Source organism: Acidovorax sacchari (assembly GCF_042847045.1).
In the GTDB taxonomy this organism is placed as follows: Bacteria; Pseudomonadota; Gammaproteobacteria; order Burkholderiales; family Burkholderiaceae_C; genus Paracidovorax; species Paracidovorax sacchari.
This window is the reverse complement of record NZ_AP035783.1, coordinates 2,681,974-2,707,384: the sequence shown is the minus strand read 5'-3', so window position 1 is coordinate 2,707,384 and position 25,411 is coordinate 2,681,974. Positions and strand designations below refer to the sequence as shown.

The window sequence follows — 25,411 nt, the reverse complement described above, 5'->3', positions numbered from 1 at the left end:
AGACCCCACTACGGGGTTCGCCCGCAACAGGCCTCGACTCAGAAAGGAAGAGCTATGACAGCGTCAGGACGGGTGATCGGCGGAGTGCAGACCTTCGCATCCGATGTGATCGACGGTTTCCTCGAAATCACCCACAGCAGTTTCGCCCTGGTCGGGCTGACGGTCGCGTTCGGCGTGATCACCCTCACCGCCCGCCCGGACCTGCGGCAGGCCGGAGAGGAAAAGCTCATGGGCTGGCTGCAGGCGCGCCAGGTGGCGATGATCGGCGTGCCCATGGAGCCCGAGGCCAGCGAGCGCGCCACGGCCACGAACCCGAAGGACCTGCCCAAGGAGCAGGCCGCCGTCGCGTTCTGGCTCAGCAAGAAGTACCGGGTGGCGCCCGAACCCCTCGCCGCGCTGGTCTCCGAGGCCTACGAGATCGGCGGCCGCACCAAGCTCGATCCCACGCTCATCCTGGCCATCATGGCCGTGGAGTCGAGCTTCAATCCCTTCGCGCAGAGCGCCGTGGGCGCCCAGGGCCTGATGCAGGTCATGACGCGAGTCCACACCGACAAATACGAGAACTTCGGCGGCCATTTCGCCGCCTTCGATCCCGTGAGCAACCTGCGCGTCGGGGTCCGCGTGCTGCAGGAATGCATCGCCCGCGCCGGCTCCCTCGAAGGCGGGCTGCGCTACTACGTGGGCGCGGCCAACCTGGCCGATGACGGCGGGTACGCGATCAAGGTCATGGCGGAGCACATGCGCCTGCGCCAGGTGGCCAACGGCCGCAACGTGCCGATCTTCACGCCGCCTGCGCCGGCCGCTCCCGCGACGACGCCCCCGATGCTGTCCACCCAGGCCCCGGCGCAGACCACGCTGCCGGCCAAGGCCGCGGGTACCGCCGATGCGTCGCCCGCCGTTTCCTCGGGCGAGGACAAGCTCGCGATGCTCACCCCGGGGCTCTGACGCTCGCGGCGGTGCCATCCCGCCCTGCCGTCCGCTACACTCGAGGGGTACGCGACTGGCGATAGGCGCGGTGCATCCGCGAAGGCGGGCACCGCCGCTGACGTGGAAACCGGCAGGCACTTCATCCTGCGAACCACTGGGAAGCGTGCCGCACGGGCTGCAGGGCCCGTTGTGTTCCGCCGTTCGCCTGGGCAGCCCTTGTTTTTCCAAGGGACACCATTCACAGGACTGCCACGCCATGTACCAACGCAATATTCTTGTCGAACAAGCCGATCCCGAAGTGTGGGCCGCCATCCAGGCCGAGAACCTGCGCCAGGAGCAGCACATCGAACTGATCGCCAGCGAGAACTACGCCTCGCCCGCCGTCATGGCGGCCCAGGGCTCGCAGCTCACCAACAAGTACGCAGAAGGCTATCCCGGCAAGCGCTACTACGGCGGCTGCGAGAACGTGGACGTGGTCGAGCAGCTGGCCATCGACCGCGTGAAGAAGCTCTTCGGCGCCGATGCCGCCAACGTGCAGCCCAATTCCGGCTCGCAGGCCAACCAGGCCGTGCTGCTCGCCTTCCTGAAGCCCGGCGACACCATCCTGGGCATGAGCCTCGCCGAAGGCGGCCACCTGACGCACGGCATGCCGCTCAACATGAGCGGCAAGTGGTTCAACATCGTGTCGTACGGCCTGAACGAGAAGGAAGAGATTGACTACGACGCGCTGGAAGCCAAGGCCCGCGAGCACAAGCCCAAGCTGATCATCGCCGGCGCATCCGCCTATTCCCTGCGCATCGATTTCGAACGCTTCGCGAAGATCGCCAAGGAAGTCGGCGCCATCTTCTGGGTGGACATCGCCCACTATGCGGGCCTCGTGGTCGCGGGCGAGTACCCCAACCCCGTGCCTTTCGCCGATGTGGTCACTTCCACGACGCACAAGAGCCTGCGCGGCCCGCGCGGCGGCATCATCCTCATGAAGGCCGAACACGAGAAGGCGATCAACTCCGCCATCTTCCCGGGCCTGCAGGGCGGCCCGCTGGAGCACGTCATCGCCGCCAAGGCCGTGGCCTTCAAGGAAGCGCTGACGCCCGAGTTCAAGGCCTACCAGCAGCAGGTCGCGAAGAATGCCAAGGTGTTCGCCGAGACGCTGATCGAGCGCGGCCTGCGCATCATCAGCGGCCGCACCGAAAGCCACGTCATGCTGGTGGACCTGCGCGCCAAGGGCATCACCGGCAAGGCGGCCGAAGCGGCACTGGGCCAGGCCCACATCACCATCAACAAGAACTCCATCCCGAACGATCCGGAAAAGCCGATGGTGACGAGCGGCATCCGCGTGGGCACGCCCGCGATCACGACGCGCGGCTTCAAGGAAGAGGAAACGCGCATCACCGCGAACCTGGTGGCCGACGTGCTGGAGAACCCGCACGACGAAGCCAACCTGGCCGCGGTGCGCGAGAAGGTGCACGCGCTCACGAGCCGCTTCCCGGTCTATCGCTGACCGCAGCGCAGCCTCGAGACCGCCGCCCCCGCAATGAAGTGCCCGTTCTGCAGCCACCCCGAGACGCAGGTCGTCGAGACGCGCGTGGCCGAGGACGGGGACTTCGTGCGGCGGCGCCGGCAGTGCGGGGCCTGCGACAAGCGCTTCACGACCTATGAGCGCCCGGAAGTCAGCTTCCCCAACGTGGTGAAGAAGGACGGCCGGCGCATCGAATACGACCGCAGCAAGCTCATCGGCTCGTTCAGCATCGCGCTGCGCAAGCGGCCGGTGAGCACCACGCAGATCGACAGCGCCATCGAGCGCATCGAGGAAAAGCTGCTCAACCTCGGGCAGCGCGAAGTGCTGTCCAGCCGCATCGGCGAACTGGTGATGCGCGAGCTCAAGAAACTCGACAAGGTCGCCTACATCCGCTTCGCGAGCGTGTACCGGAGCTTCGAGGACATCGACGAGTTCCGGGCGCTCGTGGACGAGGTGCGCAAGTAGGCTGCGTGCCCGGCGGTGCCGGCCAGGCACGGCGCGTCGGCCGTGGTCCTACGCACGGGGCGCCGCACGCGCTGCACAATCGACCGGCCCGGCCGCGCCTGCGGCGACAGCCTGGCCCCTTCCCCGATCCCCCGCATTGATCCATGCAGTCCGACGCACCGACTTCCCCGTCTTCCGCACATCCATGGCAATTCTTCCGCGCCGGCGGCGTGGACCAGGTCATCATCCGCACGGGCGCGGACATCGCGCACCTGGCCGAACTGGACCAGAAACTCTGGGTGGCGCTGGCCTGCCCCACGCGGGGCGTGGAGTTCGACCCGCGCACGCTCGACCTCATCGATACCGACGGCGACGGGCGCATCCGCCCGCCCGAACTGCTGGCGGCCTGCGCGTGGGCCTGCGAACGGCTGCGCGATCCGGATGAGCTGGCCCGGCCGGGACCTGCGCTGGCCCTCTCGGCCCTGGACGGCTCCACCGAGGACGGAGCGGCCCTGGCCGAGCAGGCCCGGCGCATCCTGGCACTGGCGGGGCGCGAGGATGCGGAATCCATCACCCTGGACGAGGTGCTGGCGCGCAGCGAGAAGCTGAATGCCCAGCGCTTCAATGGCGACGGCGTGGTGTCTCCCGCCACGGCAGAGGACGATGCGGAGGCCCGGGAGGCGCTGGAGCGCATCATGGCTACCCACGGCAGCGTGCCGGCGGTGGCCGACCAGCCGGCGGGGGTGGACCGCAAGACGGCAGAGGCATTCTTCGCCGAGGTGGACGCGCTGCAGCAATGGGCGGACGGGGTGCAGGCGCATCCGGAGGGAATGCCGCTCGGAGACCGCACGCTGCAGGCAGCCCAGGCCGTGCAGGCGGTGCGCCACAAGGTGGACGACTTCTTCACGCGGGCACGGCTGGCCGCCTACGACCCACGCGTGCGCACGGCGATGCACCCGTCGGACGACGACTATGCCGCGCTGGCACGGCTGGAGCTCTCGCCCGCCTCCGACGCCGTGGCGGCCCTGCCGCTGGCGCCCTTCACGCCCGATGGCACCCTGCCGCTGGAACGCGGCATCAATCCCGCCTGGGCCGGCGCCGTGCAGGCGCTGCGCGACAAGGCCCTGGTGCCGCTGCTGGGCGAAACAGCGCGCGCGTCGTTGTCGGAGGCGGACTGGAAGCGCACGCTGGAGGCGCTGCAGCCCTGCCTGAAGCAGCTGTCGGCACGCCCCGCGACCCACCTGGACGCACTCGATGCCGATACGGTGCGCCAGCTGCACGGCAGCGGCGTGCGCGAACGGGTGATGGCGCTGATCGCGCAGGACGAGGCCGAAAAGGCGCACAACGGCCACACGCTGGCCCTGGAAAAGCTGCTGCGCTTCAAGCGGGACCTGCTTCGGCTGCTGAACAACTTCGTCTCGTTCTCGGCCTTCTACCAGCGCGAGGGGGCGATCTTCCAGGCGGGCACGCTCTACCTGGACGCCCGCAGCTGCGACCTGACGGTGCAGGTGGCCGACGCGGGCCGCCACGCCAAGCTGGCGGGGCTGGCCAAGACCTACCTCGCCTACTGCGACTGCACGCGCAAGGGCCGGAAGATGGGCATCGTCGCGGCCTTCACGGCCGGGGATGTCGATTTCCTCTTCGTCGGCCGCAATGGCGTGTTCTACGACCGCGACGGCCTGGACTGGGATGCGACCATCACGAAGATCATCGAGAACCCTACCAGCATCGCCCAGGCCTTCTTCTCGCCCTACAAGAAGTTCCTGCGCATGATCGAGGAACAGGTGGCCAAGCGGGCGGCCGCGAGCGATTCCCGGGTGGAGAAGTCGCTGGGTGCCACGGCCGGCAACCTGGCCACCGCCCCTGGCAAGACCCTGGCGAACGCCGCGGCGCCGTCGGCGCCGGCGGGCGCATCCGACACCCAGCGCCGCATGGACGTGGGCACGGTGGCCGCGCTGGGCGTGGCCCTGGGCAGCCTGAGCGCCGTCGCCGTGGGCATCTTCGCGAAATTCGTGGACCTGGGCGCCTGGATACCGATCGCGCTGCTCGGCATCATCGTGGCCATCTCGGGACCGAGCATGCTGATCGCCTGGCTCAAGCTGCGCCAGCGCAGCCTGGGCCCGATCCTGGATGCGAGCGGCTGGGCCATCAACGGCCGGATGCGCATCAACACCCGCCTGGGCGGATCGCTGTCGCAGACGGCCCACGTGCCGCCCGGGGTGCGCCGGATGCTGAACGATCCGTTCCCCGAGTCGCGCAAGCCGGCCTGGACGGCGGCCTGCGTGGCGGTGGTGCTGGTGGTGGCGGGCGTGCTGGCATGGCGCATGGGCTGGTTCCACCACCGCCCCGCCGCGCCGGCCAATGCAGCTGCGACCTCGCAGGCAGTACCGGCCTCGCCCGCCGCCAGCGGCCCGGCCGCGCCCGCGTCGGCGCCCTGAGGCCCTGAGCCCGGGCCGCAGCCCGCCTGTCGATTACAGGAAGGACGCCTGGATCGGCGGCACCGCGGGCACCACGTCGCCGCACTGGGCCCGGTGCCGCAGGGCATGGTCCATCAGCACGATGGCCAGCAGCGCCTCTGCGATGGGCGCGGCGCGGATGCCGACGCAGGGATCGTGGCGGCCCTTGGTGACCACCTCGGTGCTCTGCCCATGCACATCGATGGATTCGCGCGGGCTGATGATGGAGCTGGTCGGCTTGATGGCCAGCGACACCTCGATGTCCTGGCCCGTGCTGATGCCGCCCAGCACGCCGCCGGCATTGTTGCTGGCGAAGCCCTTGGGCGTGAGCGAGTCACCATGGGTGGTGCCGCGCTGCGCCACGCTCGCGAAGCCGGCGCCGATCTCCACGCCCTTGACGGCATTGAGGCCCATCATGGCATGCGCGATGTCGGCATCGAGCTTGTCGTAGAGCGGCTCGCCCAGGCCCACGGGCACGTTGCGGGCCTGCACGCGCAGGCGCGCGCCGCAGGAATCGCCGGCCTTGCGCAGCGCGTCCATGTACTCCTCGTAGCGGGCGACATCGGCCACGGGCGCGAAGAAGGGGTTGCGGGGAACATGGTCCCAGCTCTCGAACGGAATCTCCAGCTCGCCCAGCTGCGTCATGCAGGCGCGCAGCTCGACGCCGTACTTCGCCTGCAGCCACTTGCGCGCCACCGCCCCGGCCGCCACCGTGGGCGCCGTCAGCCGCGCCGACGAACGCCCGCCGCCGCGCGGGTCGCGCACGCCGAACTTGTGCCAGTAGGTGTAGTCGGCATGGCCCGGGCGGAAGCTCTGCGCGATGTTGCTGTAGTCCTTGCTGCGCTGGTCGGTGTTGCGGATCAGCAGCGCGATCGGCGTGCCGGTGGTGCGGCCCTCGTACACCCCGGACAGGATCTCCACCGCATCGGGTTCGTTGCGCTGCGTGACATGGCGGCTCGTGCCCGGCCGGCGGCGGTCCAGCTCCGCCTGGATGTCGGCCTCCGCCAGCTCCATGCCCGGTGGGCAGCCGTCGATCACGCAGCCAATGGCCGGGCCGTGGGATTCACCGAAATTGGTGACTGCGAAGATGGTGCCGAGTGTGTTGCCGCTCATGGCGCCGGATTATCCCAGAGCCATCCGCTGAGCCGGGCCATTCGACTCGGGCCATTGCACCAGGCAGCCAGTTCAAACATCCGCCAGCAGGCGCGGCCTTTGAACGAACACGCCCTCACCCATCAGAAGGCCGCGGAGCAGGCCAGGCCAGCAGACCCCGGGGAACCGGCTTCGCCGGGCCCCTGGGGTCGTCCCCCTTCCCGGCGCGCGCAGCGCGGCGAGAGAAGGGGGAAGGCGCGCAGCGCCTCAGGGGGTAGCTTCCTTTTCTTCTGGCCAGTCCCGGATATAGGCCTTCAGCATCTGGTTCTCGAAGTTCTGGCTGTCCACCACGGCCTTGGCCACGTCGTAGAAGCTGACCACGCCCATGAGCATCTTCTTGTCCATGACCGGCATGTAGCGCGCGTGCCGGTTGAGCATCATGCGGCGCACCTCGTCCATCTCGGTTTCGAGCGTGCAGGTGAGGGGCGCGTCGTCCATGGCGGTGCGCACGAGCATGGTGCCCACGGTGCCGCCGTTCTTCACGACGGCCTGGATGACCTCGCGGAAGGTGAGCATGCCGACCAGGTCGCCGTGGTCCATCACCACCAGCGAGCCGATGTCCTTGTCCGCCATGACCTCCACGGCTTTCGCCAGGGGTTCGTCGGCGGTGACGGTGAAGAGCGTGTTGCCTTTGACGCGGAGGATGTCGCTGACTTTCATGGGAGGTCTCCAGGGGGGCGCCGCGCCGCGGGGGCGGGCCGATCGGTGTTTCCTGCGCAATATAGCCCACAATGTTGCGCTGCGATCACACACAGGAGACAACGAATGCCCGGTTATTCCGACCCCGGCTTCGACACGCTGGCGCTGCATGCGGGCGCCGTGCCCGATCCGGCCACCGGCGCGCGCGCCGTGCCCATCCACCTGACGACCTCGTTCGTCTTCGAATCGAGCGACCATGCGGCGTCGCTGTTCAACCTCGAACGGCCCGGCCACGTGTACAGCCGGATCAGCAATCCCACCAACGCGGTGCTGGAGCAGCGCGTGGCGGCGCTCGAAGGCGGCGCCGGGGCCATCGCGGTGGCGAGCGGCCAGGCCGCGCTGCACCTGGCCGTCAGCACGCTGACGGGCGCGGGCGGGCACATCGTGGCGAGCACGGCGCTCTACGGTGGCTCGCAGAACCTGCTGCACTACACGCTGCGTCGTTTCGGCATCGAGACCACTTTCGTGCAGCCGGACGACCTGGACGGCTGGCGCGCCGCCATCCGGCCCGAGACCCGCCTGCTGTTCGGCGAAACGGTGGGCAACCCGGGCCTGCAGGTGCTGGACATCCCGGCCGTGGCGGAGATCGCCCACGCGGCGGGTGTTCCGCTGCTGGTGGACTCCACCCTCACCTCCCCCTGGCTCATGCGCCCGCTGGAGCACGGGGCCGACCTGGTCTATCACTCCGCCACCAAGTTCCTCTCCGGCCACGGCACGGTGATCGGCGGCGTGCTGGTCGATGGCGGCAGCTTCGACTGGGAGGCTTCGGGGCACTTCCCGGAGCTCTGCGCACCATACGCGGGCTTTCACGGCATGGTGTTCTCCGAGGAGTCCACCGTGGGCGCCTTCCTGCTGCGCGCGCGGCGCGAGGGGCTGCGCGATTTCGGCGCGTGCATGAGCCCGCACACCGCCTGGCTGATCCTGCAGGGCATCGAGACGCTGCCGCTGCGCATGGAACGGCACATGCGCAACACCGAACGGGTGGTGGAGTTCCTGGCGAGCCACCCCTTCGTGTCCCGCGTCGGCCACCCGATGCTGGAGTCGCACCCCAGCCATGCGCTCGCGAAGCGCCTGCTGCCGCGCGGTGCGGGCTCGGTGTTCAGCTTCGACCTGCGCGGCGACCGGGCGCAGGGCCGGGCCTTCATCGAGTCGCTGAAGGTCTTCAGCCACCTCGCCAACGTGGGCGACTGCCGCAGCCTGGTGATCCACCCCGCCAGCACGACGCACTTCCGGATGGACGACGCGGCGCTGGCGCAGGCCGGCATCGCGCAGGGCACGATCCGCCTGTCGATCGGGCTGGAGGATGCGGACGACCTGATCGACGACCTGAAACGTGCGCTGAAGGTCGCCGAAAAAGCCGGCGGAAAGGCGGGTGCGTGATGCAGGTGACCGTCAACGGCCACTCGGCCTACTGCTATACGGGCGGCAGGCCCTTCGACCCGGCGCGGCCCACCGTGGTGATGGTGCACGGCGTGCTCAACGACCACAGCGTCTGGGGATTCCAGAGCCGGCATCTCGCGCACCACGGCTGGAACGTGCTGGCGGTGGACCTGCCCGGCCATGGCCGCAGCGCGGGCGAAGCGCCGCAGAGCGTGGAGGAGGCGGCGGATTTCATCGTCTCGCTGCTGCGCGCGCTGGATGTGGAGCGGGCGGCGCTCGTGGGCCACAGCTGGGGGTCGCTGATCGCGCTGGAGGCGGCCGCGCGCCTGGGTGCCGCCGCGACGCACCTGGCGCTGGTGGGCACGGCCTACCCGATGAAGGTGTCCCCTGCGCTCATCGAAGCTTCGCTGACCGAACCCGAGAAGGCGCTGCGGATGGTGAACGTGTTCTCCCGCAGCAGCCTGGTGTCGCCCTCGGGCGCGGGCTTCTGGACCTTCGGCGCAGGCATGGCGCTCGGCCGCCGCGTGCTGCGCAGCAATCCGCACGTGAACGTGTTCCACCGGGGATTCGTGGCCTGCGACCGCTATGCGGGGGCAGAAGCCGCCGTGGCCGCCCTCGCCTGCCCGGTGCTGTTCGCGCTGGGTGCGCAGGACCAGATGACGCAGCCCCGCGCGGCCCAGGGCCTGATCGCGGCGGCGCGCGCGGCGGGGCGGGACGTGCGCGTGGAGATGCTGCCCGTGGGCCATTCCCTGATGACGGAGGCGCCGGAGGAAACGTTGCACACGCTGCGCGCCTTCCTGGGCGCCTGAGGGTGACCCTCGCGGGGGGCCTTTTCCGCGAAAGCGGAGCCGCCGCAGGGGACGCCCGAAGGGATGCGCTACGAGCGGCGGTCGGCGCCTGCGGGCAGCGCCCCGCCCTGCTGGTGGGCCTGTGACAGCTGTGGTGCGAGCAGCCGGCACAGGCCGGTGAGGTCTTCCACCACGGCGGGCTCCGGGCCCTCGTGCGGCCAGGCGATGCCGGTGCGGTTGATCCAGACGGCCTGCATGCCGGCCTGCAGGGCGCCGTGGGCGTCGAGGGTGGCGTCGTCGCCCACGTGGAGCACGGCCTCGGGCAGCACGCCGAGGCGCTGCGCGGCCTCGTGGAAGATGCGCGGATCGGGCTTGGCGACGCCGAAGGTGCGGGCCGTCACGCTTCCCTGGAAATACCCGCCCAGTCCGATGCGTTGCAGGTCCGCATTGCCGTTGGTGAGCGCCACGAGCGGATAGCGCGGCGCGAGGAATTCGAGGGCGGCGATGGCGTCGTCATACAGGTCCACCCGCTGGCGCTCCGCGAAGAACAGCTCGTAGGCCGCTTCGGTGAGGGATTCGTCCTCCCCGGCCCGCCGCAGCGCCGCGCGGATGCTTTCGCGCCGCAGGGCGCTCAGGTCGTGGGAGAGATGGGCATGCGCCTGCACGACATCGGCGCGGATCACGGCGGCCGTTTCGGCATCGGCCAGCAAGGCGGCCGTGGCCGGGGCGCGCGTTCCCAGCCAGTCCCGCAGCACCTGCTCGGCCCTCCGGATGGCCGGCCAGATCGGCCAGAGGGTGTCGTCGAGATCAAGGGTCATCGCGCGGATGCGGGCGGTATCGAGCATGGTGGCCGAGAATAGCGCAACCATTGCCTCCCCCCCATCCCTTACGCGCCCATGAACGCATCCGCCGCCGACCGCTCCCAGACCGCCCCGATGCCCCGCACCGCCGTGCTGCTGTGCAACCTGGGCACGCCCGAGGCGCCCACCGCGCCCGCGCTGCGGCGCTATCTTGCACAGTTCCTGTCCGACCCGCGCATCGTGGAGATTCCCCGCGCCGCCTGGCTGCCCATCCTGCACGGCATCATCCTGCGCATCCGGCCGGCCAAATCCGCAGCCAAGTACGCCAGCATCTGGATGCCCGAGGGTTCCCCCCTGGCCGTGTGGACGGAGCGCCAGGCGACGCTGCTGCGTGGATGGCTGGGCGAGGCGGGGCTGCGGGTGCAGGTGCGGCATGCGATGCGCTACGGGCAGCCGTCCATCGCCGGCCAGTTGAAGGCCCTGCAGGCCGGGGGCGTGGACCGCGTGCTGGTGCTGCCGCTCTATCCGCAATATTCGGGCACGACCACCGCGAGCGTGTCGGACGATGTGTGCGCCTATGCGCTGCGCACGCGCCGCCTGCCGGAGCTGCGTTTCGTGAACAGCTACCACGACCATCCCGCCTACATCGACGCGCTGGCACGCAGCGTGCGCGCCCACTGGCAGCGCGAGGGCGGGCCGGCAGAACAGCTGGTGATGAGCTTCCACGGCATCCCGGAGCGCGCCGTGCGCCTGGGCGACCCCTACCAGCAGGAGTGCCTGGCGACCGCCGCGCTGCTGGCACAGGCGCTGGGCCTGGCGCCGGAGCGCTACCGGGTCACCTTCCAGTCCCGCTTCGGCAAGGCCAAGTGGCTCGAGCCCTACACCGAGCCGACGCTCATCGAGATGGCCCGGGGCGGCACGCGCAGCGTGGATGTGATGTGCCCGGGGTTCACCAGCGACTGCCTGGAAACGCTGGAGGAAATCAACCAGGAGGCGCGCGAGGCCTTCCTGCATGCGGGCGGCAAGGAATTCCGCTATATCCCCTGCCTGAACGCGGACAGCACCTGGATCACGGCCCTGAGCCGGATCGCGCAGGAGCACCTGTCGGGCTGGGATACCGGGATGCCGCCTCTCGCGGCCGCTGCCCGCTGAGCACCTGCAGCCAGTCCGGCCCTCACACCAGGGGCGTGCGCGCCAGGCGGCGGGCGTTCGCCACCGCCGCCCGGTGGACCGGGACGAGCCCCTTGCCGAACACGCCGGCCGCCGCGTCCTGCCACTGGCGCGCCAGCTGCGGGCCGGTGGCCGCTGTCCAGGGCGTCCACCACAGCCGCATCATGCTGGCCGCCATGGCCTGCTGGGCCAGCAGGGCCTGCATGCCCATGGCGGCCCAGGACTGCATGAAGGCCCACTGCTTCTCGGCGACCATGCGGCCGAATTCGCGCCGGTCGCGCTGAGAGGGGTTGGCGCCAGCGAGGGCCATGCGCGCCACGCGGTGCGCGACGACGGGGGGCACGGCCATGGCGAGTTCGGCCCCCTGGCGTGCCAGGGAACGGGTGCGGCGGGACGAAGGACCGGACATGGGCATTCCTCGAAGTGGCGGCCCCCCACTCTACCGGCCGGCCCGGGCGCCGGCTCCGAGCAACCGCGCGCGCCGCGGGGGTTTACCCGCAGGGGAGGCCGGGCTGCCGCAGGTCAGTCCGGCACGGCGATGGCACCGCTGGTGATGGCGATGGCATCGGCCGCCGCCGGAGTGGCCGCGATGGGTGGCACGTTCGCGGCGGTGATCGCGGGAGCGCTGCCCGGCGTGCCGCCGCGCGGCACGGTCCGCACCACCTGGCTGGCCGGCAGCGGCTGGCCGCTCACGAGGTGCGCGTACATGGCATCCAGCGCCCGGTTGAGGTACAGGTGCAGGGGTATGTAGCGGCTGTCGTATCCCGGCAGCGTGGCAGGCAGGCCGATGAAGGCATCGAAATGCTGGGCGTTCGTGACCTCGATGTAGCTCAGGCGGCTGGCCGGACCTTCCACGCGCCGGTTCAGGGCGGCGTAGGGGCGCGAGGTGTGGTTGACCGGGATGAGCGCGTCGTCGCGGCCGTGCACGATGATGGCGGGCTTGCCCTGCAGGTTGCCGGTGCGGCGGGTTTCGTCGAGGCCGGCCTGCAGGCGCCGGGCGGCCGTGTCGGTGCCCGTCACCAGGCTGCGCAGGCAGAGCGCGCCTTCCAGGTTCCATGTGGGCACGCCTGCGGCGTTGAACGAGAACAGGTCGCGCACCGGCACGCCGCGGCTGCGGTCGTTGACAAGCTGCACGCCGGCGGTGGGCGGGATGCCGTTGCCGGTGGCGAACAGGGTGTTCGTCACCGCGGCGGGCGTGGGCTGCACCGCGCCGATGGCCGACGTGGTCGCGAAGCTGTAGCCGCACAGCCGGTCCTGGACGCTGGCGCGCGAGAGCGCGTTGGCATAGGTGACGGCAATGGACGGAGCCACTTCGAACGCCGCGAGCGAGGCGTGCAGCGCTCCCGACTCGGGCTCCCAGCCATAGGCCGTCAGGCGCGCCAGGGCTTCTTCCGCCTGGGCGGCCGTGGTGGTGGCCGAGAGCAGGCCCTGGGCCTTCAGGCCGGCGCAGCGGTTGGCGGCCACCGGGAAGGCCGGGTCCGCGAAGCGGATGGCGAAGGCCGCCGCGAAGGGCGTGGAGGCCAGCGAGGGCGCGAGCGCGGCGCAGGCCTGGTAGAGATGGGCCTGGGTGGTGTAGTCGATCAGCGGAAGGCCGTTCACGGCCACGGTGCGCCCGCCGCGCTGCACGGTGATGCCCGCGTTGGCCGGCATCTGCACCGACGGCTCCGACACGGCCACGCCGTCGATCAGGCCCTGGGTGTCCTGCTCGGCGGCCGCGATCGCCGCACCGCCGCCGTTCGACAGGCTGGAGGCGATCACCGTCGTGTTGGCCGGCGTGAAGGTGCGCAGCGGCTGCCCGCCCGGTGAGCGGTCGCCGAAGCGCTCGTTGAGGATATAGAACGCGAACTCGACCGCCTGCAGGGTGGAGCGGCCCCAGTCCTTTTCCGGGTTCTGCCCGGAATGCGCGTGCTTGAACGCCAGGCGCTGCGGCGTGGCCGCATTGAAGGCCGCCAGGTCCGCTGCCGACAGGCCCGCGTTGAAGGCGGCGCGCGTGCCCGCGAGCGTGGCGCTGGTGCGCGTGCCGTCGATCAGCGCGACGGTATCGGCCTGCAGGTCGTGGGGCGCGGTGCCCGTGCCCTTGTCCGTATAGGCCACGGCGCAGCCGCGCTTGAGGCCCCACTCGCCGGTGGGAATGCCGCCGTAGATGCCGCGCGAGCCCGACGAGGTGGCGGTGATGATGCACGGGCGCGTGCGGTCGAAGGCATCCGGCACCTGCACCATCAGGGTGACGTTGCGGCGCCCCGAGCCGTCGTCCGAATAGGCGATGGCTTCCGTGCCGGCCACCATGCCCTCGCCCGCTGTCGCGCGGCCCTGGATGTCCACGTTCGGACCGTAGAGCCGGCCGTAGCCCCCGTCGGAGGTCGTGTCCACCAGCGCCCGGTAGTTCACGTAGATGGCATTGCGCCGCAGCTCATCCGCCGTGGGCTGGCTGCCCGCGTAGCCCGGCGGTGCATCGTCCTGCAGGCCGGAGCGGCCCAGGCCGCCGGTCAGCAGGTCGTCGCCGACGCCGTCGTAGCTGGCCTGGCGCAGGTCGTTCAGGTAGGACGGGCGGGCATTGAAGTCGTAATCGACCGATGCACCGCTGCCCCCGCCCCCGCAGGAGGAAGCGGCCAGGGCGGCGATGAACAGGGGGACGGTTTTAAAGACGACGGTCATGGGCTGAAATCTCCTCTCTGGGGTGGCCGGAGTATGAGGCTATCCGCGCCCGCCAGGGGGCATCCGGCCACCGGTTCGCCGCAGCGCTGCCCGGCAGGCAGCGGGTCGGCCCTTTCATACATTCCATAAATTTCAATGCGAACCATTCGCAATATCTTTTAGAATGGCGGTTTGCGAACAGTGCCCTGGTGGGGTGCCCCGGCGGACGCTCCCGTCCCCGGGGCCTGCTGTGCCGACCCCGTCGGCGCCTCTCGCTCCCCCGGCCGGCACGCCCTCCAGCCCCAGCAGCCCATGCCCTCGACGCCCGCCTCCCTCACCGGGCCGCAATCCCCTGCGGCCAGCCCAGGTCTCTCCGATTCCCAGGCGTTCGCCGCGCCGCACGCGGAAGCGGCCCGTCCGGGCCGTGTGTGGGGATGGCCCATCGCCCTGGGCGTGCTCACGGCCAGCGGACTGGTCAGCGCCCTGGTATCGGACGGCTGGGGCGATACCTGGTCGTGGGTCGCGCTGGGCGTGCCCGTGGCCGTGATGGCGTGGTTCGGCTGGCTGCGGCGGCGCGGCTGACTCCGGCGCCCTCCAGGGCTTCCGTCCGGCCCCCTTCCCCGCTGCGCCGCCGTGCGCCACACCGACCGCGGCCCTTCCCCGCTTTCCCCTCCACTCCCTCCGCGTCTCGCGCTCCACCCATCCAGGCCCTCCGTCATGTTCCGCCCCCATCCCCTTGCCCTTGCCGCTTCCCTCGCCCTGCTCGGCACCCAGGCCGGCGCGCAATCCGCCGCGCCTGCCGCCACCGACGCGCCGGCGCTGTCGACGGTGACCGTCAACGCCAGCGCCGATGCCTCGGCCCAGGGCCTCTCTCCCGCCTATCCCGGCGGGCAGGTGGCGCGCGGCGGACGCGCCGGCATCCTGGGCACGAAGGATGCGATGGACACCCCCTTCAGCATCACCAGCTACACCAATGAGCTGATCCAGGACAAGCAGGCCCGGAGCGTTGGGGAGGTGCTGCAGAACGACTCCGGCGTGCGCCTGGCCCGCGGTTTCGGCAATTTCCAGGAGGCGTACTTCATCCGCGGCTTCGTCCTCGGCTCCGACGACACGGCCTACAACGGCCTCTACAGCCTGCTCCCGCGCCAGTACATCGCCACAGAACTGTTCGAGCGCGTGGAAGTGCTGCGCGGCGCCTCCACCTTCCTGTCGGGCGCCACGCCGTCGGGCGGCGGCATCGGCGGCGCGGTCAACCTGCTGCCCAAGCGGGCGCCCAACGAGCCGCTGTCGCGCGTGACGGTGGGCACGGGGTCGGGCGGCCGCATCGAGACGGGGGTGGACATCGGCCGCCGCTTCGGGCCGGACGGCAGCACCGGCATCCGCTTCAATGCCGCCTACCAGGACGGCGACACCGCCGTGGACCATGAAAAGAGCCGGCTCGGCCTCGTGGCCCTGGGCCTGGACTGGCGCAGCCGCGACGTGCGCCTGTCGGGCGACATCGGCTGGCAGGACCACCGCCTGAAGGGCACGCGGCCGAACGTGTCGCTGTCCGGCGCCACCGCCGTGCCCGCCGCGCCGGATGCCTCCGCCAATTTCTCGCAGCCCTGGGCGTACTCCAACGAACGCGACGTGTTCGGCACGTTCCGCGGCGAGGTGGACCTGTCGCCCGGCATCACGGCCTGGGGTGCCTGGGGCATGCGTCGCGGCAAGGAAGCCAATTCGCTCGCCAACCTGACGGTGACCGACGCCGCCACGGGCGCGGGCACGGCCTACCGCTTCGACAACACCCGCAAGGACCGCGTGGACACCGGCGAAATCGGCCTGCGCGGCAAGCTGCGCACCGGCGCGGTGGGCCATGAATGGGTGGCGGCCGTGTCATATTTCGAGGCCGAGAAAGACAACGCGTACGCGATGGACTGGCGCAACACCATCGCCTCCAACCTCTACCAGTACCGCCCCACCGCGCAGCCGGCCTTCAGCGCCGCCACGCTGTATGGCGGCACGCTGGCCAGCCCCCGTCTCACCGGCCGCACGCGGCTGCTCAGCTACGCCCTGGGCGACACGCTCTCCTTCCTGGACGATACGGTGCTGCTCACCGTGGGCCTGCGCCACCAGCGCCTGGACACCTCCGATTTCGCCTACGGCACCTCCGCGCTGCTCGCACATTACGAGCAGAGCCGCAACAGCCCCATGGCGGGCCTCGTTTTCAAGATGGCGCCGCAGTGGTCGCTCTACGGCAACTACATCGAGAGCCTGAGCCAGGGCCAGACCGCTCCGGCGACCGCCAACGGCGCGCCCGTGGCCAACAGCGGGCAGCAACTCTCGCCCTATGTCGCCAAGCAGAAGGAAGTGGGCGTGAAGTACGACGGCGGCCGCCTGCGCGGGTCCCTGGCGCTTTTCAGCACCACCAAGCCCCGCGCCTACGTGGATGCCTCGAACGTGTTCAGCGCCTCCGGCAGGGACCGCCACCAGGGCGTGGAACTGGACGTGCAGGGCGAAGCCATGCGCGGCCTGCGCCTGCTGGGCGGCGTGACCTGGCTGGACGCGAAGCAGCAGAGGACGGGCAGCGCAGCCACCGACGGCAAGCGCGTGATCGGCGTGCCGCGCGTGCAGGCCAATGCCGGCGTGGAGTGGGACGTTCCCGGCATGCCCGGCCTGGCGCTGGATACGCGCGCCGTCTACACGGGCGCCAGCTATGCCGACGGCGCCAACGCCCTGCGCGTGCCCGGCTGGACCCGCCTGGACCTGGGTGTGCGCTACGCCACGGAATGGAGCGGCCGCCTCGTGACGCTGCGCGCCCGCGTGGACAACGTGGCCGATCGCAACTACTGGGCCTCGTCCGGCGGCTACCCCGGCTCGGGTTACCTCGTGGTGGGCGGGCCGCGCACCTTCACGCTGAGCGCCAGCGTGGATTTCTGAGCGCGGATTTTCGCCGGAGCAGGACGACGACATGACCCCCAAAGCCCTCAAGACCTGGTCCTGGCTGCACAAGTGGAGCAGCCTGGTGTGCACCGTGTTCATGCTCCTGCTCTGCCTGACGGGGCTGCCGCTGATCTTCCACCACGAGATCGGCCACTTGCTGGGCACGGAGGTCGAGGCACCGCCGATGCCCGGGGAAACGCGCCGGGTCAGCCTGGACCGGGTGCTGGAGGTGGCACGCGCGCAGCATCCGGACCGCATCGTGCAGTTCGCGTCGCAGGACGCGGACGACCCCAACGTGTGGTTCGTCACGCTCACGCACACGCCCGCTCCGACCACCGACTTCCGCTCGGTGGCGGTGGACGGCCGCACCGGCGCCATCCTCGCGCAGCCGCGCTTCGACCAGGGTTTCATGTACGTCATGTACAAGCTGCACGTGGACCTGTTCGCGGGGCTGCCGGGCAAGCTCTTCCTGGGCTTCATGGGGCTGCTGCTGCTCGTGGCCATTGTCTCGGGCGTGGTGCTGTACGCGCCCTTCATGCGCAAGCTGGACTTCGGCACGGTGCGCGAGCAGCGTTCCACCCGCGTGAAATGGCTGGACCTGCACAACCTGCTGGGCATCGTCACCCTGGTGTGGGCCTTCGTGGTGGGCGGCACCGGCATGATCAATACCTGGGCCGACCTGGTCATCAAGTACTGGCAGCACGACCAGCTTTCGTCGCTGCTGGCGCCCTATGCGGGCCAGCCCGTCACCCCGCAGGCCGAACGCGGCTCGCTGCAGCAATCGCTGGACGCGGCGCTGGAGCGCGCCCCGGGCATGCGCCTGTCGTTCATCGCCTTCCCGGGCACCGCGTTCTCCAGCCCGCACCACAACACCTTCTTCCTGCGCGGCAACGAACCGCTCACGTCTCGGCTCTACCAGCCCGTGCTGGTGGACGCGCGCATGGCGCAGGTCACGGCTGCGCCGGAGTTGCCCTGGTACCTGACCGCCCTGCTCATCTCCCAGCCGCTGCACTTCGGCGACTATGCCGGCATGCCGATGCAGATCCTCTGGGCGCTGCTCGACATCGCCACCATCATCGTGCTCGGCAGCGGGCTCTACCTGTGGCTGAAGAAGGGTTCGGGCGCCACGCAGAAGGACACGGCCTCCCGCCGCCAGCGCGACGGGGCGCCCGAAGGCGCCCCGCTGGAGCCGTCCGCGGCGCGCACCGCGGGGAACTGATAACTCACGAGACAACGCCGGGCCAGCAGCGCAAAAGCCACCTCGGGCACGACCACTCGGAAGGCCGCGGAGCAGGCCATGCCAGCGGCCGCCGCGCAAGGGCCGCCCCGCCGCGCTGGCTGCGTCTCCCTTCCCACGCGCAGCGTGAGAGAAGGGGGAAGGCGCGAAGCGCCTCAGGGGGTTGCCACACGCAACCGCCGGGCGGCCCAGCCGCGCAGCAGGCGGGGCAGCACCAGCACGGCCACGACGATCACGATGAGCGTGAGCGACATCGGCCGCGTCACGAACACCGACCAACTGCCCTCGCCGATCGAGATCGCATTGCGCATCTGCGCCTCGGCCAGCGGCCCGAGGATCATGCCGACCACCACGGGCGCGGTGGGGAAGTCGAAGCGGCGCATCATCACGCCCAGCAGGCCGATGCCGTAGAGCAGGAACAGGTCGAACGCGCTCTGGCGCATGCCGTAGGCGCCCACCGTGGCGAAGATCAGGATGCCCGCGTAGAGCTGCGGCTTCGGGATCTTGAGCAGCTTCACCCACAGGCCCACCATGGGCAGGTTGAGCACCAGCAGCATCACGTTGCCGATGTAGAGGGATGCGATCAGCGCCCAGACCAGTGCGGCCGAGCTGGTGAACAGCTGCGGGCCGGGGTTGATGCCGTAGTTCTGGAATGCGCCCAGCAGCACCGCCGTGGTGTTGGAGGTCGGGATGCCCAGCGTGAGCAGCGGGATGAGCGCGGCGGTGACGGTGGCGTTGTTGGCGGCTTCGGGGCCGGCCACGCCTTCGATGGCGCCCTTGCTGCCGAACTCCTCGCGGTCCGCGCCCCTGGCCAGCTTCTTCTCGGTCGCATAGCTGAGGAAGGTCGGGATCTCGGTGCCGCCGGCGGGAATGCAGCCGAACGGCGTGCCCAGCAGCGTGCCGCGCAGCCACGCGGGCACGGAGCGCTTCCAGTCGCGCGCCGTCATGTGGACCCGGCCCATGGGGTTGCGGGTGTCCACCTGCCGGCCCTCGTACATGGCGGCATACAGCACCTCGGCCACCGCGAACAGGCCCACGGCCACCAGCACGATGTCGATGCCGTCCAGCAGTTCGGGCTGGCCCAGCGTGTAGCGCGCCGCGCCGGAGATCTGGTCCATGCCCACGCAGCCCAGCGCGAGGCCGAGGAACAGCGCGGTGAGGCCGCGCACCGTGCTCTGGCCGAGCACCGCGCTCACCGTGGTGAAGGCCAGCACCATCAGCATGAAGTATTCGGGCGGCCCCAACTTGACCGCGAACTCGGCGACGGAGGGCGCGAACAGCGTCACCACCACGGTGGCGATGGTGCCGGCGACGAACGAGCCGATGGCCGCCGTGGCCAGGGCCGCGCCCGCGCGCCCGCTCTTGGCCATCTTGTTGCCCTCCATCGCGGTGACCATGCTGGCCGTTTCACCGGGCGTGTTCAGCAGGATGGAGGTGGTCGATCCACCGTACATGGCGCCGTAGTAGATGCCGGCGAAGAAGATCATGGAGGCCGTCACCTCCACCTTGGCCGTGATGGGCAGCAGCATCGCCACGGCCACGGCGGGCCCGATGCCGGGCAGCACGCCCACGGCCGTGCCGAGCGCGCAGCCCACCAGGGCCCACAGCAGGTTGGCGGGCGTGGCCGCCGTCGCGAAGCCCTGCAGCAGGGCGTTGAAAATATCCATCATCACAGCCATCCCGTTTGCGTGAGCCCCGGCAGGTTGATCGCCAGGAATTGCGTGAAGGCCCAGAACACCGGCGCGGAAATGGCCAGGCCGGTGAACACGTCCACGGCCCAGGTGCGTGCGGCGCCCGCGGCCGGCTGGCGGCCCGCGCGGCGCAGGCCCTGCACGGCCAGCACGTAGCAGAGCGTGCAGCTGACGATGAAGCCCACCGTGCCGATGAGCGCGGCATTGAGCAGCAGCCCGGCCGATACCCAGACGAAGGCCTGCCTGTCCGCGCGGGCCGCACCGCCGGGTGCGCCCAGGGAGCGGAAGCCGCCGGAGGCCGCTTCCCAGAGCAGGAATCCGCCGCAGACGGCCAGCACGGCCGCGACCAGCCAGGGCAGGAAGTTCGGGCCCACGCCGCCGTAGCCGGCGTCGCCGGGGATCTGCAGGGCGCCCGCGGCGAGCGCCGCCGCCACGAGCAGCACGCCGCCGCCCACGATGGTCTGGGCGCGCCGGGACGGGACGGCGCCCTCGTCGCTGTCGGCATCCGCCGCGGTAGGAGCAAGAGGCTCTGACATGATGGGTGTCCTCGGGAAAACGGCCGTGGCGCGCAGGCGCGCCGCCCGGCCGCGCGAAGCGGTAGGAGAAAGAGGAAAACTCGGGAAGCACGGCGGGCATGGCGCCCGCCGCGGCGGTCAGACCATGCCGGCCTTGACCATGGTGGCGCGCATGCTGGCGAACTCGGCATCCACGAAGGCGCCGAATTCATCGCCCGCGAGCCAGGCGGCGGTCCAGTCGTTCTTCTCCATGGATTCGGCCCAGCTCTTGCTCTTCGTCGCCTGGGCCACCATGTCGATGAGCGCCTTGCGCTGCGGCGCGGAGATGCCCGGGGGCGCATAGACGCCGCGCCAGTTGCCGATCTCGACGTTGATGCCCTGCTCCTTGAGCGTGGGCACGCTCGAGCCCTTCAGGCGCTGGCCCGACGTGACGGCCACCGGCACCATCTTCTTCGTGTTGATGTATTCGGCCATCTCGCTGTAGCCGCCACCGCCGATGGTGACGTTGCCGCCCAGGATCGCCGCGACGGATTCGCCACCCCCACGGAACGCGACATAGTTGATCTTAGCCGGGTCCACGCCGACCTCGCGCGCGATCATGGCCGCCGCGATGTGCTCGGTGGAGCCGCGCGAGCCACCGCCCCACTTCACGCTGCCCGGGTCCTTCTTGAGCTGGGCGATCACCTCGGCCATCGACTTGAACGGCGAGTTGGCGGGCAGCACGAACACGTTGTATTCGCTCGTCAGGCGCGCGATCGGCGTGGCCTGCGACAGGTTGACCGGCGGCTTGCCGGTGATGATGCCGCCCACCATGACCGAGCCCATCACCATCAGGGAGTTGGGGTCGCCCTTGGCGGAATTGACGAACTGCGCCAGGCCGATGGCGCCGGCCGCGCCGCCCTTGTTGTCGTAGGTGACGGACGAGGCCACGCCCGCGTCCTGCATCGCCTTGCCGAGCGCACGGCCGGTGGTGTCCCAGCCGCCGCCGGGGTTGGCGGGCAGCAGCATCCGGATGGCGGCTGCGGCGCGGGCCGACAGCGGCAGCGTGCCCGCGGCCGCGAGGGCCGCCAGGGATTTGAGGAAGGTATCGCGACGCATGTCTCTTGTCTCCTTGTGGTTTGGCGAACGGGGCCGATGATGCGCCCGCTTCCTGTCAAACGGCTGTCCGCCGACTCAGGGAAAACACCCATGGGGGCACCGGCAGCGCCCGGTGCTATGGTCCCGCGCATGCAATTGCTTCTCGTGGAAGACGATCCCGCCATGCAGGCCACGCTGCAGCGTTCGCTCGCGCGCCGCGGCATGGAAGTGACCGCGCTCGGCGACGGCCGGGCCGCGCTGGCGCAGTGGGCCTCGCGCCCGCCCGATGCCGTGGTGCTGGACCTGACGCTGCCCGGGCTGGACGGCCTGCAGGTGTTGCAGCAGGCGCGGGCCCGGGGCCTGCGCACGCCGGTGCTGCTGCTCACCGCCCGCGGCACCGTGGGCGACCGGGTGCTGGGGCTCAATGCCGGCGCCGACGACTACCTGCCCAAGCCGTTCGACCTGGACGAACTGGAGGCGCGCCTGCGCGCGCTGGTGCGCCGGCTGGGGGACCTGTCGGAAGCGCGGCCGCCCGCCGCGCCCTCCACGGTGTCCATCGGCGCGATCCGCTACGAGAAGGACAGCGGGGCCATCTACCGCGATGGCGAGGTGATGGAGCTGACGCCGCGCGAGCTGGCCCTCATGCACGCCCTGCTCGCCCAGCCGGGCCACGCCGTGGCCAAGGAGCGGCTTTATGAACTGGTGTTCCCTGGGCAGCTGGATGTGCAGTACGAAGCCATCGAAGTGGTGGTGTACCGGCTGCGCAAGAAGCTGGCAGGTACCGGGCTCACGCTCATGACGCTGCGGGGGCTGGGCTACCTGCTCAAGGCCGACGCATGAGGCGCGCACGGGGGAAAACGGCGTGAACCGCGGCCGGGCCGACCGGTCCCAGTCGCTGAGGCGGCGGCTGCTGCTGGGCATCCTGGTGCCGGTGGCGCTGTTCATCGCCTACAACACGGCCAGCCTCTACCGCCAGACGCTGTCGGCCCTGCACACGGCATACGACCGCACGCTGCTAGCGTCCGCCAAGACGATCGGCGAGCAGATCGACGTGTCGGGCTATGACGGGCAGGCCCGGCTGCGGGCCACGGTGCCCTACTCCGCGCTGGAGGCCTTCGAGGCGGACAACCAGAGCCGCATGTTCTACCGCGTGTCGGACCTGCACGGCGGACTGGTGTCGGGCTTCGCCGAGCTACCGTTCTGGCATGGGCGCATTCCTGCACGGCCGCCCTATGCCGCGCTGGTGGACTTCTACGACGACGAATTCCGCGGCCAGCCGGTGCGCGTCGCCGTGCTGCTGCAGCCGGTCGCCAGCCCGACGGGCCGCGGCATGGCGGTGATCCAGGTGGCCGAAACCCTGGAGCTGCGGCGCACCCTCGCGCTGCAGATCCTGCAGGCCACCCTCGCCCGCCAGGCCCTGCTGGCGCTGGTCGTCGCGCTGATCGTGGCGCTGGTGGTGCAGTGGGCGGTGCGCCCGGTGCGGCAGCTCAGCGAGCAGCTGCAGAACCGGCCCGAGGAGGACCTGCGCCCCCTCGAAGCGCCCGGTGCGCCGCGCGAACTGCAGCCCCTGGTCGAGGCCACGAACCACGTGATGGGCCGGCTGGCCCACCTGCTGGCGCACCAGCAGCGCTTCGTGCGCGATGCCTCGCACCAGCTGCGCACGCCCCTGGCCGTGCTGAAGGTGCAGGTGCAGTCGGCGCTGCGCGGCGACGTGGCGCCCCGGCAGGCGCTGCTGGAAATCCGCGACACCGTGGACCGCGCCACGCAGCTCGCCAACCAGATGCTGGCGCTCGCCAAGGTGGAGCAGTTGCGCCAGCAGAGCGCGCCGCCCGTGACCCGCCTGGACGAGGAGCTGCGCGCGATCGCGCTCGAGCTTTCGCCCCTGATCGCTCAGCGCGACCTGGATTTCGGCATCCACACGGAGCCCGCTCCCGTGCAGGCCCACGAGTGGATGCTGCGCGAACTGGCCCGCAACCTCCTGCACAACGCGATCCGGCACACGCCCGAATCCGGCCTGCTGTCGGTCGAACTGGTCACGGACGGGCGCCATGCGGCACTGACGGTGGCCGACAGCGGACCGGGCATCGACGCCGATCTGGCGCAGCGCCTCTTCCAGCCGTTCTCCGCGGGCGACGTGCGGACCGGCTCCGGGCTGGGGCTGGCCATCTGCCAGGAAATCGTGCGGGCGCTCGGCGGGCAGATCGAACTGTCGAACCGCATGGACGGCAGCCGCGTGGCCGGCCTCGATGCCGTGGTGCGGTTGCCGCTGGCCCGGGACGGCCATGCGCCGGGCACGGAGAGGAAGAGGTCCATGCCCTGACGACGGCGCAAAGAAATGCCCGCCACGGAGGGCGGGCCCAAGTCGGGCAGGCGCTGCGGCCCGGTCACAGCCCGAATCCCCGGGAGGCGCCATGCGCCCGCCCGGTGCCGTCGATTGTGGGCATGCCCCTTACGAATGGCTGACAGCCAGCGGCAGCCGGGCACCCGCGTGCGGCCGGCACGTCACATCCGGGTCAGGGCATGCCGGCGGGGCCCGCTGCGCCCCCGATGCCGGCAATGGCGGCCGCGATCCGGTCCAGCAGAGCATCGTCGGTGCGAGCGATGTTGAGACGCACGTGCGATTCGATCATCTCGCTCGTGAAAATGCTTTCGTTCGCGACCATGACGCCGTACGCGGCCAGAGCCCGCCATACAGCCCCGCCATCGATGGCTTCGCCGGGAGACATCCACAGGTACATGCCCGCTCCCGTCTCGGCCGCCTGCCAGCCCCGCGCGCGAATTTTCGCCAGCAGCGCCTTGCCACGGGCAGCCAGCTTTTTCTGCAGCTTCTCGCAATGCTGCTCGTAGCCGCCTTCGCTGAGCAGGTGGTGCACGATCTGGTCCGTGAGCAGCGAGGAGTGGATCGCGCTGACCGAGCGCATCAGCATCAGTCGCCTCATGCGCTGGCTGTTGGCCACCAGGAAGCCGGACCGCAATGCCGGCGCCACGGTCTTCGAGAAACTGCCGATATGGATCACCCGCTCGAAATGGTCCAGCGCCGCCAGGCGTGCCGTCTCGCCCAGCCGGCTGCGTGGCAGCAGGTCGCCGTAGGTGTCGTCATCCACGATCCACATGTCGTGCTGCTCCGCGAGCTTGAGCAACTGGTGGGCCTTGCGCGGTGACAGGTTGGTGGATGTCGGGTTCTGGAGCACCGAGCTGCAGAGGAAGGCCTTGGGCTTGTATTGCTCGCACAGTTCCGCGAGCCGTTCCAGGTCCGGACCGTCCTCCAGGCGCTGCACACGCAGTATCCAGATGCCGCTGGCGAGCAGGCGCTGGGTATGGATGAATGATGCCGGCTCCTCCACCACCACGTACTGGCCCTGGTAGAGCAGCGACCAGATCACGAGATTCAGCGCATCGGCGCCCCCCGCCGTGGTCATGATCTGGTCGGGCGTGGCATCGATGCCGGCCATCCGCAGCTTGGCCACCAGGGCTTCGCGCAGCGGCGGCCACCCGCGGTGGTCCGAATATTCGGACAGGTTCGCAGGTGGCCGGGCAGCCAGTGACCGCAGGGCACCGGACAGCACCTCGGTGCCGATCCACTCGGCGGGCAGCGTGCCGAGTGCGGAATCGCCATCGGGCCCCCTGGAATACAGCAAATGGTCCCAGGCATTCTGGGCCGGCGGCCCGTTCCACCGTTGTGGCGAAGCCGGTTTGCCCACTTGAAGGGCCTCGGGCGATACGTAGAAGCCCGAGCCACGGCGCGCCTCCAGGTAGCCCGCTGCCACCAGCTTGTCGTAGGCGCGCAGAACGGTTTCATTGCTGATGTCCATGCTGGCTGCCATCGCGCGTACCGATGGCAGCCGCTCCCCGACAGCCAGCGCCCGGTTTTCGATCCGGCCCCTGACGTCATCGAAGATCCGGTCGATGAGCGCTCCGCTGGCGCGGGCGGCCTGTGGCGAGGCCTGGTTTTTCTGCGGCCTGGGGCCCGGCTTCGGCTTGGGGGTGGCTGGCATGGACG

Annotated in this window: 21 protein-coding genes and 1 riboswitch; of the genes, 12 read left to right on the top strand and 9 right to left on the bottom strand. The window is 70.4% G+C overall.

The annotated features are described in order from the left end of the window. Positions 1–54: 54 nt before the first annotated feature. The 4 genes from ACGHC0_RS12250 (at position 55) to ACGHC0_RS12235 (ending at position 5,328) form a co-directional block, all read left to right on the top strand. Positions 55–945 carry a lytic transglycosylase domain-containing protein gene (locus ACGHC0_RS12250; protein ID WP_368355459.1) on the top strand — a complete coding sequence of 297 codons (891 nt, stop codon included), beginning with the start codon at positions 55–57 and terminating at the stop codon, positions 943–945. A 41-nt stretch (positions 946–986) separates the two neighbouring features. Continuing rightward, a riboswitch (ZMP/ZTP riboswitch) is annotated at positions 987–1,145 on the top strand. Between the two features lie 38 nt (positions 1,146–1,183). Next, positions 1,184–2,428: a serine hydroxymethyltransferase gene (gene glyA, locus ACGHC0_RS12245; protein ID WP_368355458.1), complete on the top strand. Its 1,245-nt coding sequence runs from the start codon at positions 1,184–1,186 to the stop codon at positions 2,426–2,428. A 33-nt stretch (positions 2,429–2,461) separates the two neighbouring features. Further along, a complete protein-coding gene (nrdR, locus tag ACGHC0_RS12240) occupies positions 2,462–2,911 on the top strand; it encodes a transcriptional regulator NrdR (protein WP_013594724.1) in 450 nt (149 codons plus the stop codon). A gap of 143 nt (positions 2,912–3,054) precedes the next feature. Beyond that, complete coding sequence (locus tag ACGHC0_RS12235) at positions 3,055–5,328, top strand: hypothetical protein (RefSeq protein WP_415268332.1); 2,274 nt, start codon at positions 3,055–3,057, stop codon at positions 5,326–5,328. 33 nt (positions 5,329–5,361) lie between these two features. Here the strand turns inward: ACGHC0_RS12235 and aroC are convergent, their stop codons facing one another. Both aroC and ACGHC0_RS12225 read right to left on the bottom strand, forming a co-directional pair. After that, a complete protein-coding gene (gene aroC, locus ACGHC0_RS12230; RefSeq protein ID WP_368355456.1) occupies positions 5,362–6,459 on the bottom strand; it encodes a chorismate synthase in 1,098 nt (365 codons plus the stop codon). A gap of 246 nt (positions 6,460–6,705) precedes the next feature. Beyond that, complete coding sequence (locus ACGHC0_RS12225) at positions 6,706–7,158, bottom strand: CBS domain-containing protein (RefSeq protein WP_011796073.1); 453 nt, start codon at positions 7,156–7,158, stop codon at positions 6,706–6,708. A 105-nt stretch (positions 7,159–7,263) separates the two neighbouring features. Here ACGHC0_RS12225 and ACGHC0_RS12220 point away from each other — a divergent pair, with 105 nt between their 5' ends. Both ACGHC0_RS12220 and ACGHC0_RS12215 read left to right on the top strand, forming a co-directional pair. Continuing rightward, positions 7,264–8,577 carry an O-acetylhomoserine aminocarboxypropyltransferase gene (locus ACGHC0_RS12220; protein WP_415268331.1) on the top strand — a complete coding sequence of 438 codons (1,314 nt, stop codon included), beginning with the start codon at positions 7,264–7,266 and terminating at the stop codon, positions 8,575–8,577. Continuing rightward, complete coding sequence (locus tag ACGHC0_RS12215; RefSeq protein WP_368355454.1) at positions 8,577–9,386, top strand: alpha/beta fold hydrolase; 810 nt, start codon at positions 8,577–8,579, stop codon at positions 9,384–9,386. Before ACGHC0_RS12220 ends, ACGHC0_RS12215 begins: the two co-directional genes overlap by 1 nt. Before the next feature lie 68 nt (positions 9,387–9,454). Here ACGHC0_RS12215 and ACGHC0_RS12210 read toward each other — a convergent pair whose 3' ends face one another. After that, the gene (locus ACGHC0_RS12210) at positions 9,455–10,210 is read right to left on the bottom strand and encodes an HAD family hydrolase (RefSeq protein ID WP_368355453.1); all 756 of its coding nucleotides are present in this window, start codon (positions 10,208–10,210) and stop codon (positions 9,455–9,457) included. A gap of 51 nt (positions 10,211–10,261) precedes the next feature. On the opposite strand from ACGHC0_RS12210, the gene hemH reads away from it, so the two are divergent. Beyond that, on the top strand, positions 10,262–11,317 hold the full coding sequence (hemH, locus tag ACGHC0_RS12205; RefSeq protein ID WP_415268330.1) for a ferrochelatase: 1,056 nt from the start codon (positions 10,262–10,264) through the stop codon (positions 11,315–11,317). Between the two features lie 22 nt (positions 11,318–11,339). Here hemH and ACGHC0_RS12200 read toward each other — a convergent pair whose 3' ends face one another. Then, positions 11,340–11,744, bottom strand: a complete 405-nt coding sequence (locus tag ACGHC0_RS12200) for a polyhydroxyalkanoate granule-associated phasin (protein WP_368355451.1) — start codon at positions 11,742–11,744, stop codon at positions 11,340–11,342. 113 nt (positions 11,745–11,857) lie between these two features. Next, the gene (locus tag ACGHC0_RS12195) at positions 11,858–13,990 is read right to left on the bottom strand and encodes a D-(-)-3-hydroxybutyrate oligomer hydrolase (RefSeq protein WP_368355450.1); all 2,133 of its coding nucleotides are present in this window, start codon (positions 13,988–13,990) and stop codon (positions 11,858–11,860) included. A 291-nt stretch (positions 13,991–14,281) separates the two neighbouring features. On the opposite strand from ACGHC0_RS12195, the gene ACGHC0_RS12190 reads away from it, so the two are divergent. From ACGHC0_RS12190 to ACGHC0_RS12180, 3 genes are all read left to right on the top strand, one after another. Further along, positions 14,282–14,551: a hypothetical protein gene (locus tag ACGHC0_RS12190; protein ID WP_368355449.1), complete on the top strand. Its 270-nt coding sequence runs from the start codon at positions 14,282–14,284 to the stop codon at positions 14,549–14,551. A 135-nt stretch (positions 14,552–14,686) separates the two neighbouring features. After that, entirely contained in the window at positions 14,687–16,888 is a 2,202-nt protein-coding gene (locus ACGHC0_RS12185; RefSeq protein ID WP_368355448.1) for a TonB-dependent receptor, read from the top strand. A gap of 31 nt (positions 16,889–16,919) precedes the next feature. Next, positions 16,920–18,110: a PepSY-associated TM helix domain-containing protein gene (locus tag ACGHC0_RS12180; RefSeq protein WP_368355447.1), complete on the top strand. Its 1,191-nt coding sequence runs from the start codon at positions 16,920–16,922 to the stop codon at positions 18,108–18,110. Between the two features lie 173 nt (positions 18,111–18,283). Here ACGHC0_RS12180 and ACGHC0_RS12175 read toward each other — a convergent pair whose 3' ends face one another. The 3 genes from ACGHC0_RS12175 to ACGHC0_RS12165 all read right to left on the bottom strand — a co-directional run bounded on the left by ACGHC0_RS12175 (position 18,284) and on the right by ACGHC0_RS12165 (position 21,432). Then, complete coding sequence (locus ACGHC0_RS12175; RefSeq protein WP_368355634.1) at positions 18,284–19,795, bottom strand: tripartite tricarboxylate transporter permease; 1,512 nt, start codon at positions 19,793–19,795, stop codon at positions 18,284–18,286. 2 nt (positions 19,796–19,797) lie between these two features. Continuing rightward, the gene (locus ACGHC0_RS12170; RefSeq protein WP_368355446.1) at positions 19,798–20,355 is read right to left on the bottom strand and encodes a tripartite tricarboxylate transporter TctB family protein; all 558 of its coding nucleotides are present in this window, start codon (positions 20,353–20,355) and stop codon (positions 19,798–19,800) included. A 117-nt stretch (positions 20,356–20,472) separates the two neighbouring features. Beyond that, on the bottom strand, positions 20,473–21,432 hold the full coding sequence (locus ACGHC0_RS12165; RefSeq protein WP_368355445.1) for a Bug family tripartite tricarboxylate transporter substrate binding protein: 960 nt from the start codon (positions 21,430–21,432) through the stop codon (positions 20,473–20,475). A 129-nt stretch (positions 21,433–21,561) separates the two neighbouring features. Between ACGHC0_RS12165 and ACGHC0_RS12160 the strand changes: the two genes are divergently transcribed. Together ACGHC0_RS12160 and ACGHC0_RS12155 are read left to right on the top strand one after the other, a co-directional pair. Next, a complete protein-coding gene (locus tag ACGHC0_RS12160; RefSeq protein WP_368355444.1) occupies positions 21,562–22,251 on the top strand; it encodes a response regulator in 690 nt (229 codons plus the stop codon). 22 nt (positions 22,252–22,273) lie between these two features. Continuing rightward, a complete protein-coding gene (locus ACGHC0_RS12155) occupies positions 22,274–23,731 on the top strand; it encodes a sensor histidine kinase (protein ID WP_415268329.1) in 1,458 nt (485 codons plus the stop codon). A 193-nt stretch (positions 23,732–23,924) separates the two neighbouring features. Here ACGHC0_RS12155 and ACGHC0_RS12150 read toward each other — a convergent pair whose 3' ends face one another. Continuing rightward, positions 23,925–25,406: a PLP-dependent aminotransferase family protein gene (locus ACGHC0_RS12150; RefSeq protein ID WP_415268328.1), complete on the bottom strand. Its 1,482-nt coding sequence runs from the start codon at positions 25,404–25,406 to the stop codon at positions 23,925–23,927. Positions 25,407–25,411: the final 5 nt, after the last annotated feature.

Excerpts from the sequence above, each read along its gene's own strand:
- ACGHC0_RS12250 (WP_368355459.1), top strand. The coding sequence starts at position 55 with ATGACAGCGTCAGGACGGGTGATCGGCGGAGTGCAGACCTTCGCATCC.
- glyA (WP_368355458.1), top strand. The coding sequence starts at position 1,184 with ATGTACCAACGCAATATTCTTGTCGAACAAGCCGATCCCGAAGTGTGG.
- nrdR (WP_013594724.1), top strand. The coding sequence starts at position 2,462 with ATGAAGTGCCCGTTCTGCAGCCACCCCGAGACGCAGGTCGTCGAGACG.
- ACGHC0_RS12235 (WP_415268332.1), top strand. The coding sequence starts at position 3,055 with ATGCAGTCCGACGCACCGACTTCCCCGTCTTCCGCACATCCATGGCAA.
- aroC (WP_368355456.1), bottom strand. The coding sequence starts at position 6,459 with ATGAGCGGCAACACACTCGGCACCATCTTCGCAGTCACCAATTTCGGT.
- ACGHC0_RS12225 (WP_011796073.1), bottom strand. The coding sequence starts at position 7,158 with ATGAAAGTCAGCGACATCCTCCGCGTCAAAGGCAACACGCTCTTCACC.
- ACGHC0_RS12220 (WP_415268331.1), top strand. The coding sequence starts at position 7,264 with ATGCCCGGTTATTCCGACCCCGGCTTCGACACGCTGGCGCTGCATGCG.
- ACGHC0_RS12215 (WP_368355454.1), top strand. The coding sequence starts at position 8,577 with ATGCAGGTGACCGTCAACGGCCACTCGGCCTACTGCTATACGGGCGGC.
- ACGHC0_RS12210 (WP_368355453.1), bottom strand. The coding sequence starts at position 10,210 with ATGCTCGATACCGCCCGCATCCGCGCGATGACCCTTGATCTCGACGAC.
- hemH (WP_415268330.1), top strand. The coding sequence starts at position 10,262 with ATGAACGCATCCGCCGCCGACCGCTCCCAGACCGCCCCGATGCCCCGC.
- ACGHC0_RS12200 (WP_368355451.1), bottom strand. The coding sequence starts at position 11,744 with ATGTCCGGTCCTTCGTCCCGCCGCACCCGTTCCCTGGCACGCCAGGGG.
- ACGHC0_RS12195 (WP_368355450.1), bottom strand. The coding sequence starts at position 13,990 with ATGACCGTCGTCTTTAAAACCGTCCCCCTGTTCATCGCCGCCCTGGCC.
- ACGHC0_RS12190 (WP_368355449.1), top strand. The coding sequence starts at position 14,282 with ATGCCCTCGACGCCCGCCTCCCTCACCGGGCCGCAATCCCCTGCGGCC.
- ACGHC0_RS12185 (WP_368355448.1), top strand. The coding sequence starts at position 14,687 with ATGTTCCGCCCCCATCCCCTTGCCCTTGCCGCTTCCCTCGCCCTGCTC.
- ACGHC0_RS12180 (WP_368355447.1), top strand. The coding sequence starts at position 16,920 with ATGACCCCCAAAGCCCTCAAGACCTGGTCCTGGCTGCACAAGTGGAGC.
- ACGHC0_RS12175 (WP_368355634.1), bottom strand. The coding sequence starts at position 19,795 with ATGGATATTTTCAACGCCCTGCTGCAGGGCTTCGCGACGGCGGCCACG.
- ACGHC0_RS12170 (WP_368355446.1), bottom strand. The coding sequence starts at position 20,355 with ATGTCAGAGCCTCTTGCTCCTACCGCGGCGGATGCCGACAGCGACGAG.
- ACGHC0_RS12165 (WP_368355445.1), bottom strand. The coding sequence starts at position 21,432 with ATGCGTCGCGATACCTTCCTCAAATCCCTGGCGGCCCTCGCGGCCGCG.
- ACGHC0_RS12160 (WP_368355444.1), top strand. The coding sequence starts at position 21,562 with ATGCAATTGCTTCTCGTGGAAGACGATCCCGCCATGCAGGCCACGCTG.
- ACGHC0_RS12150 (WP_415268328.1), bottom strand. The coding sequence starts at position 25,406 with ATGCCAGCCACCCCCAAGCCGAAGCCGGGCCCCAGGCCGCAGAAAAAC.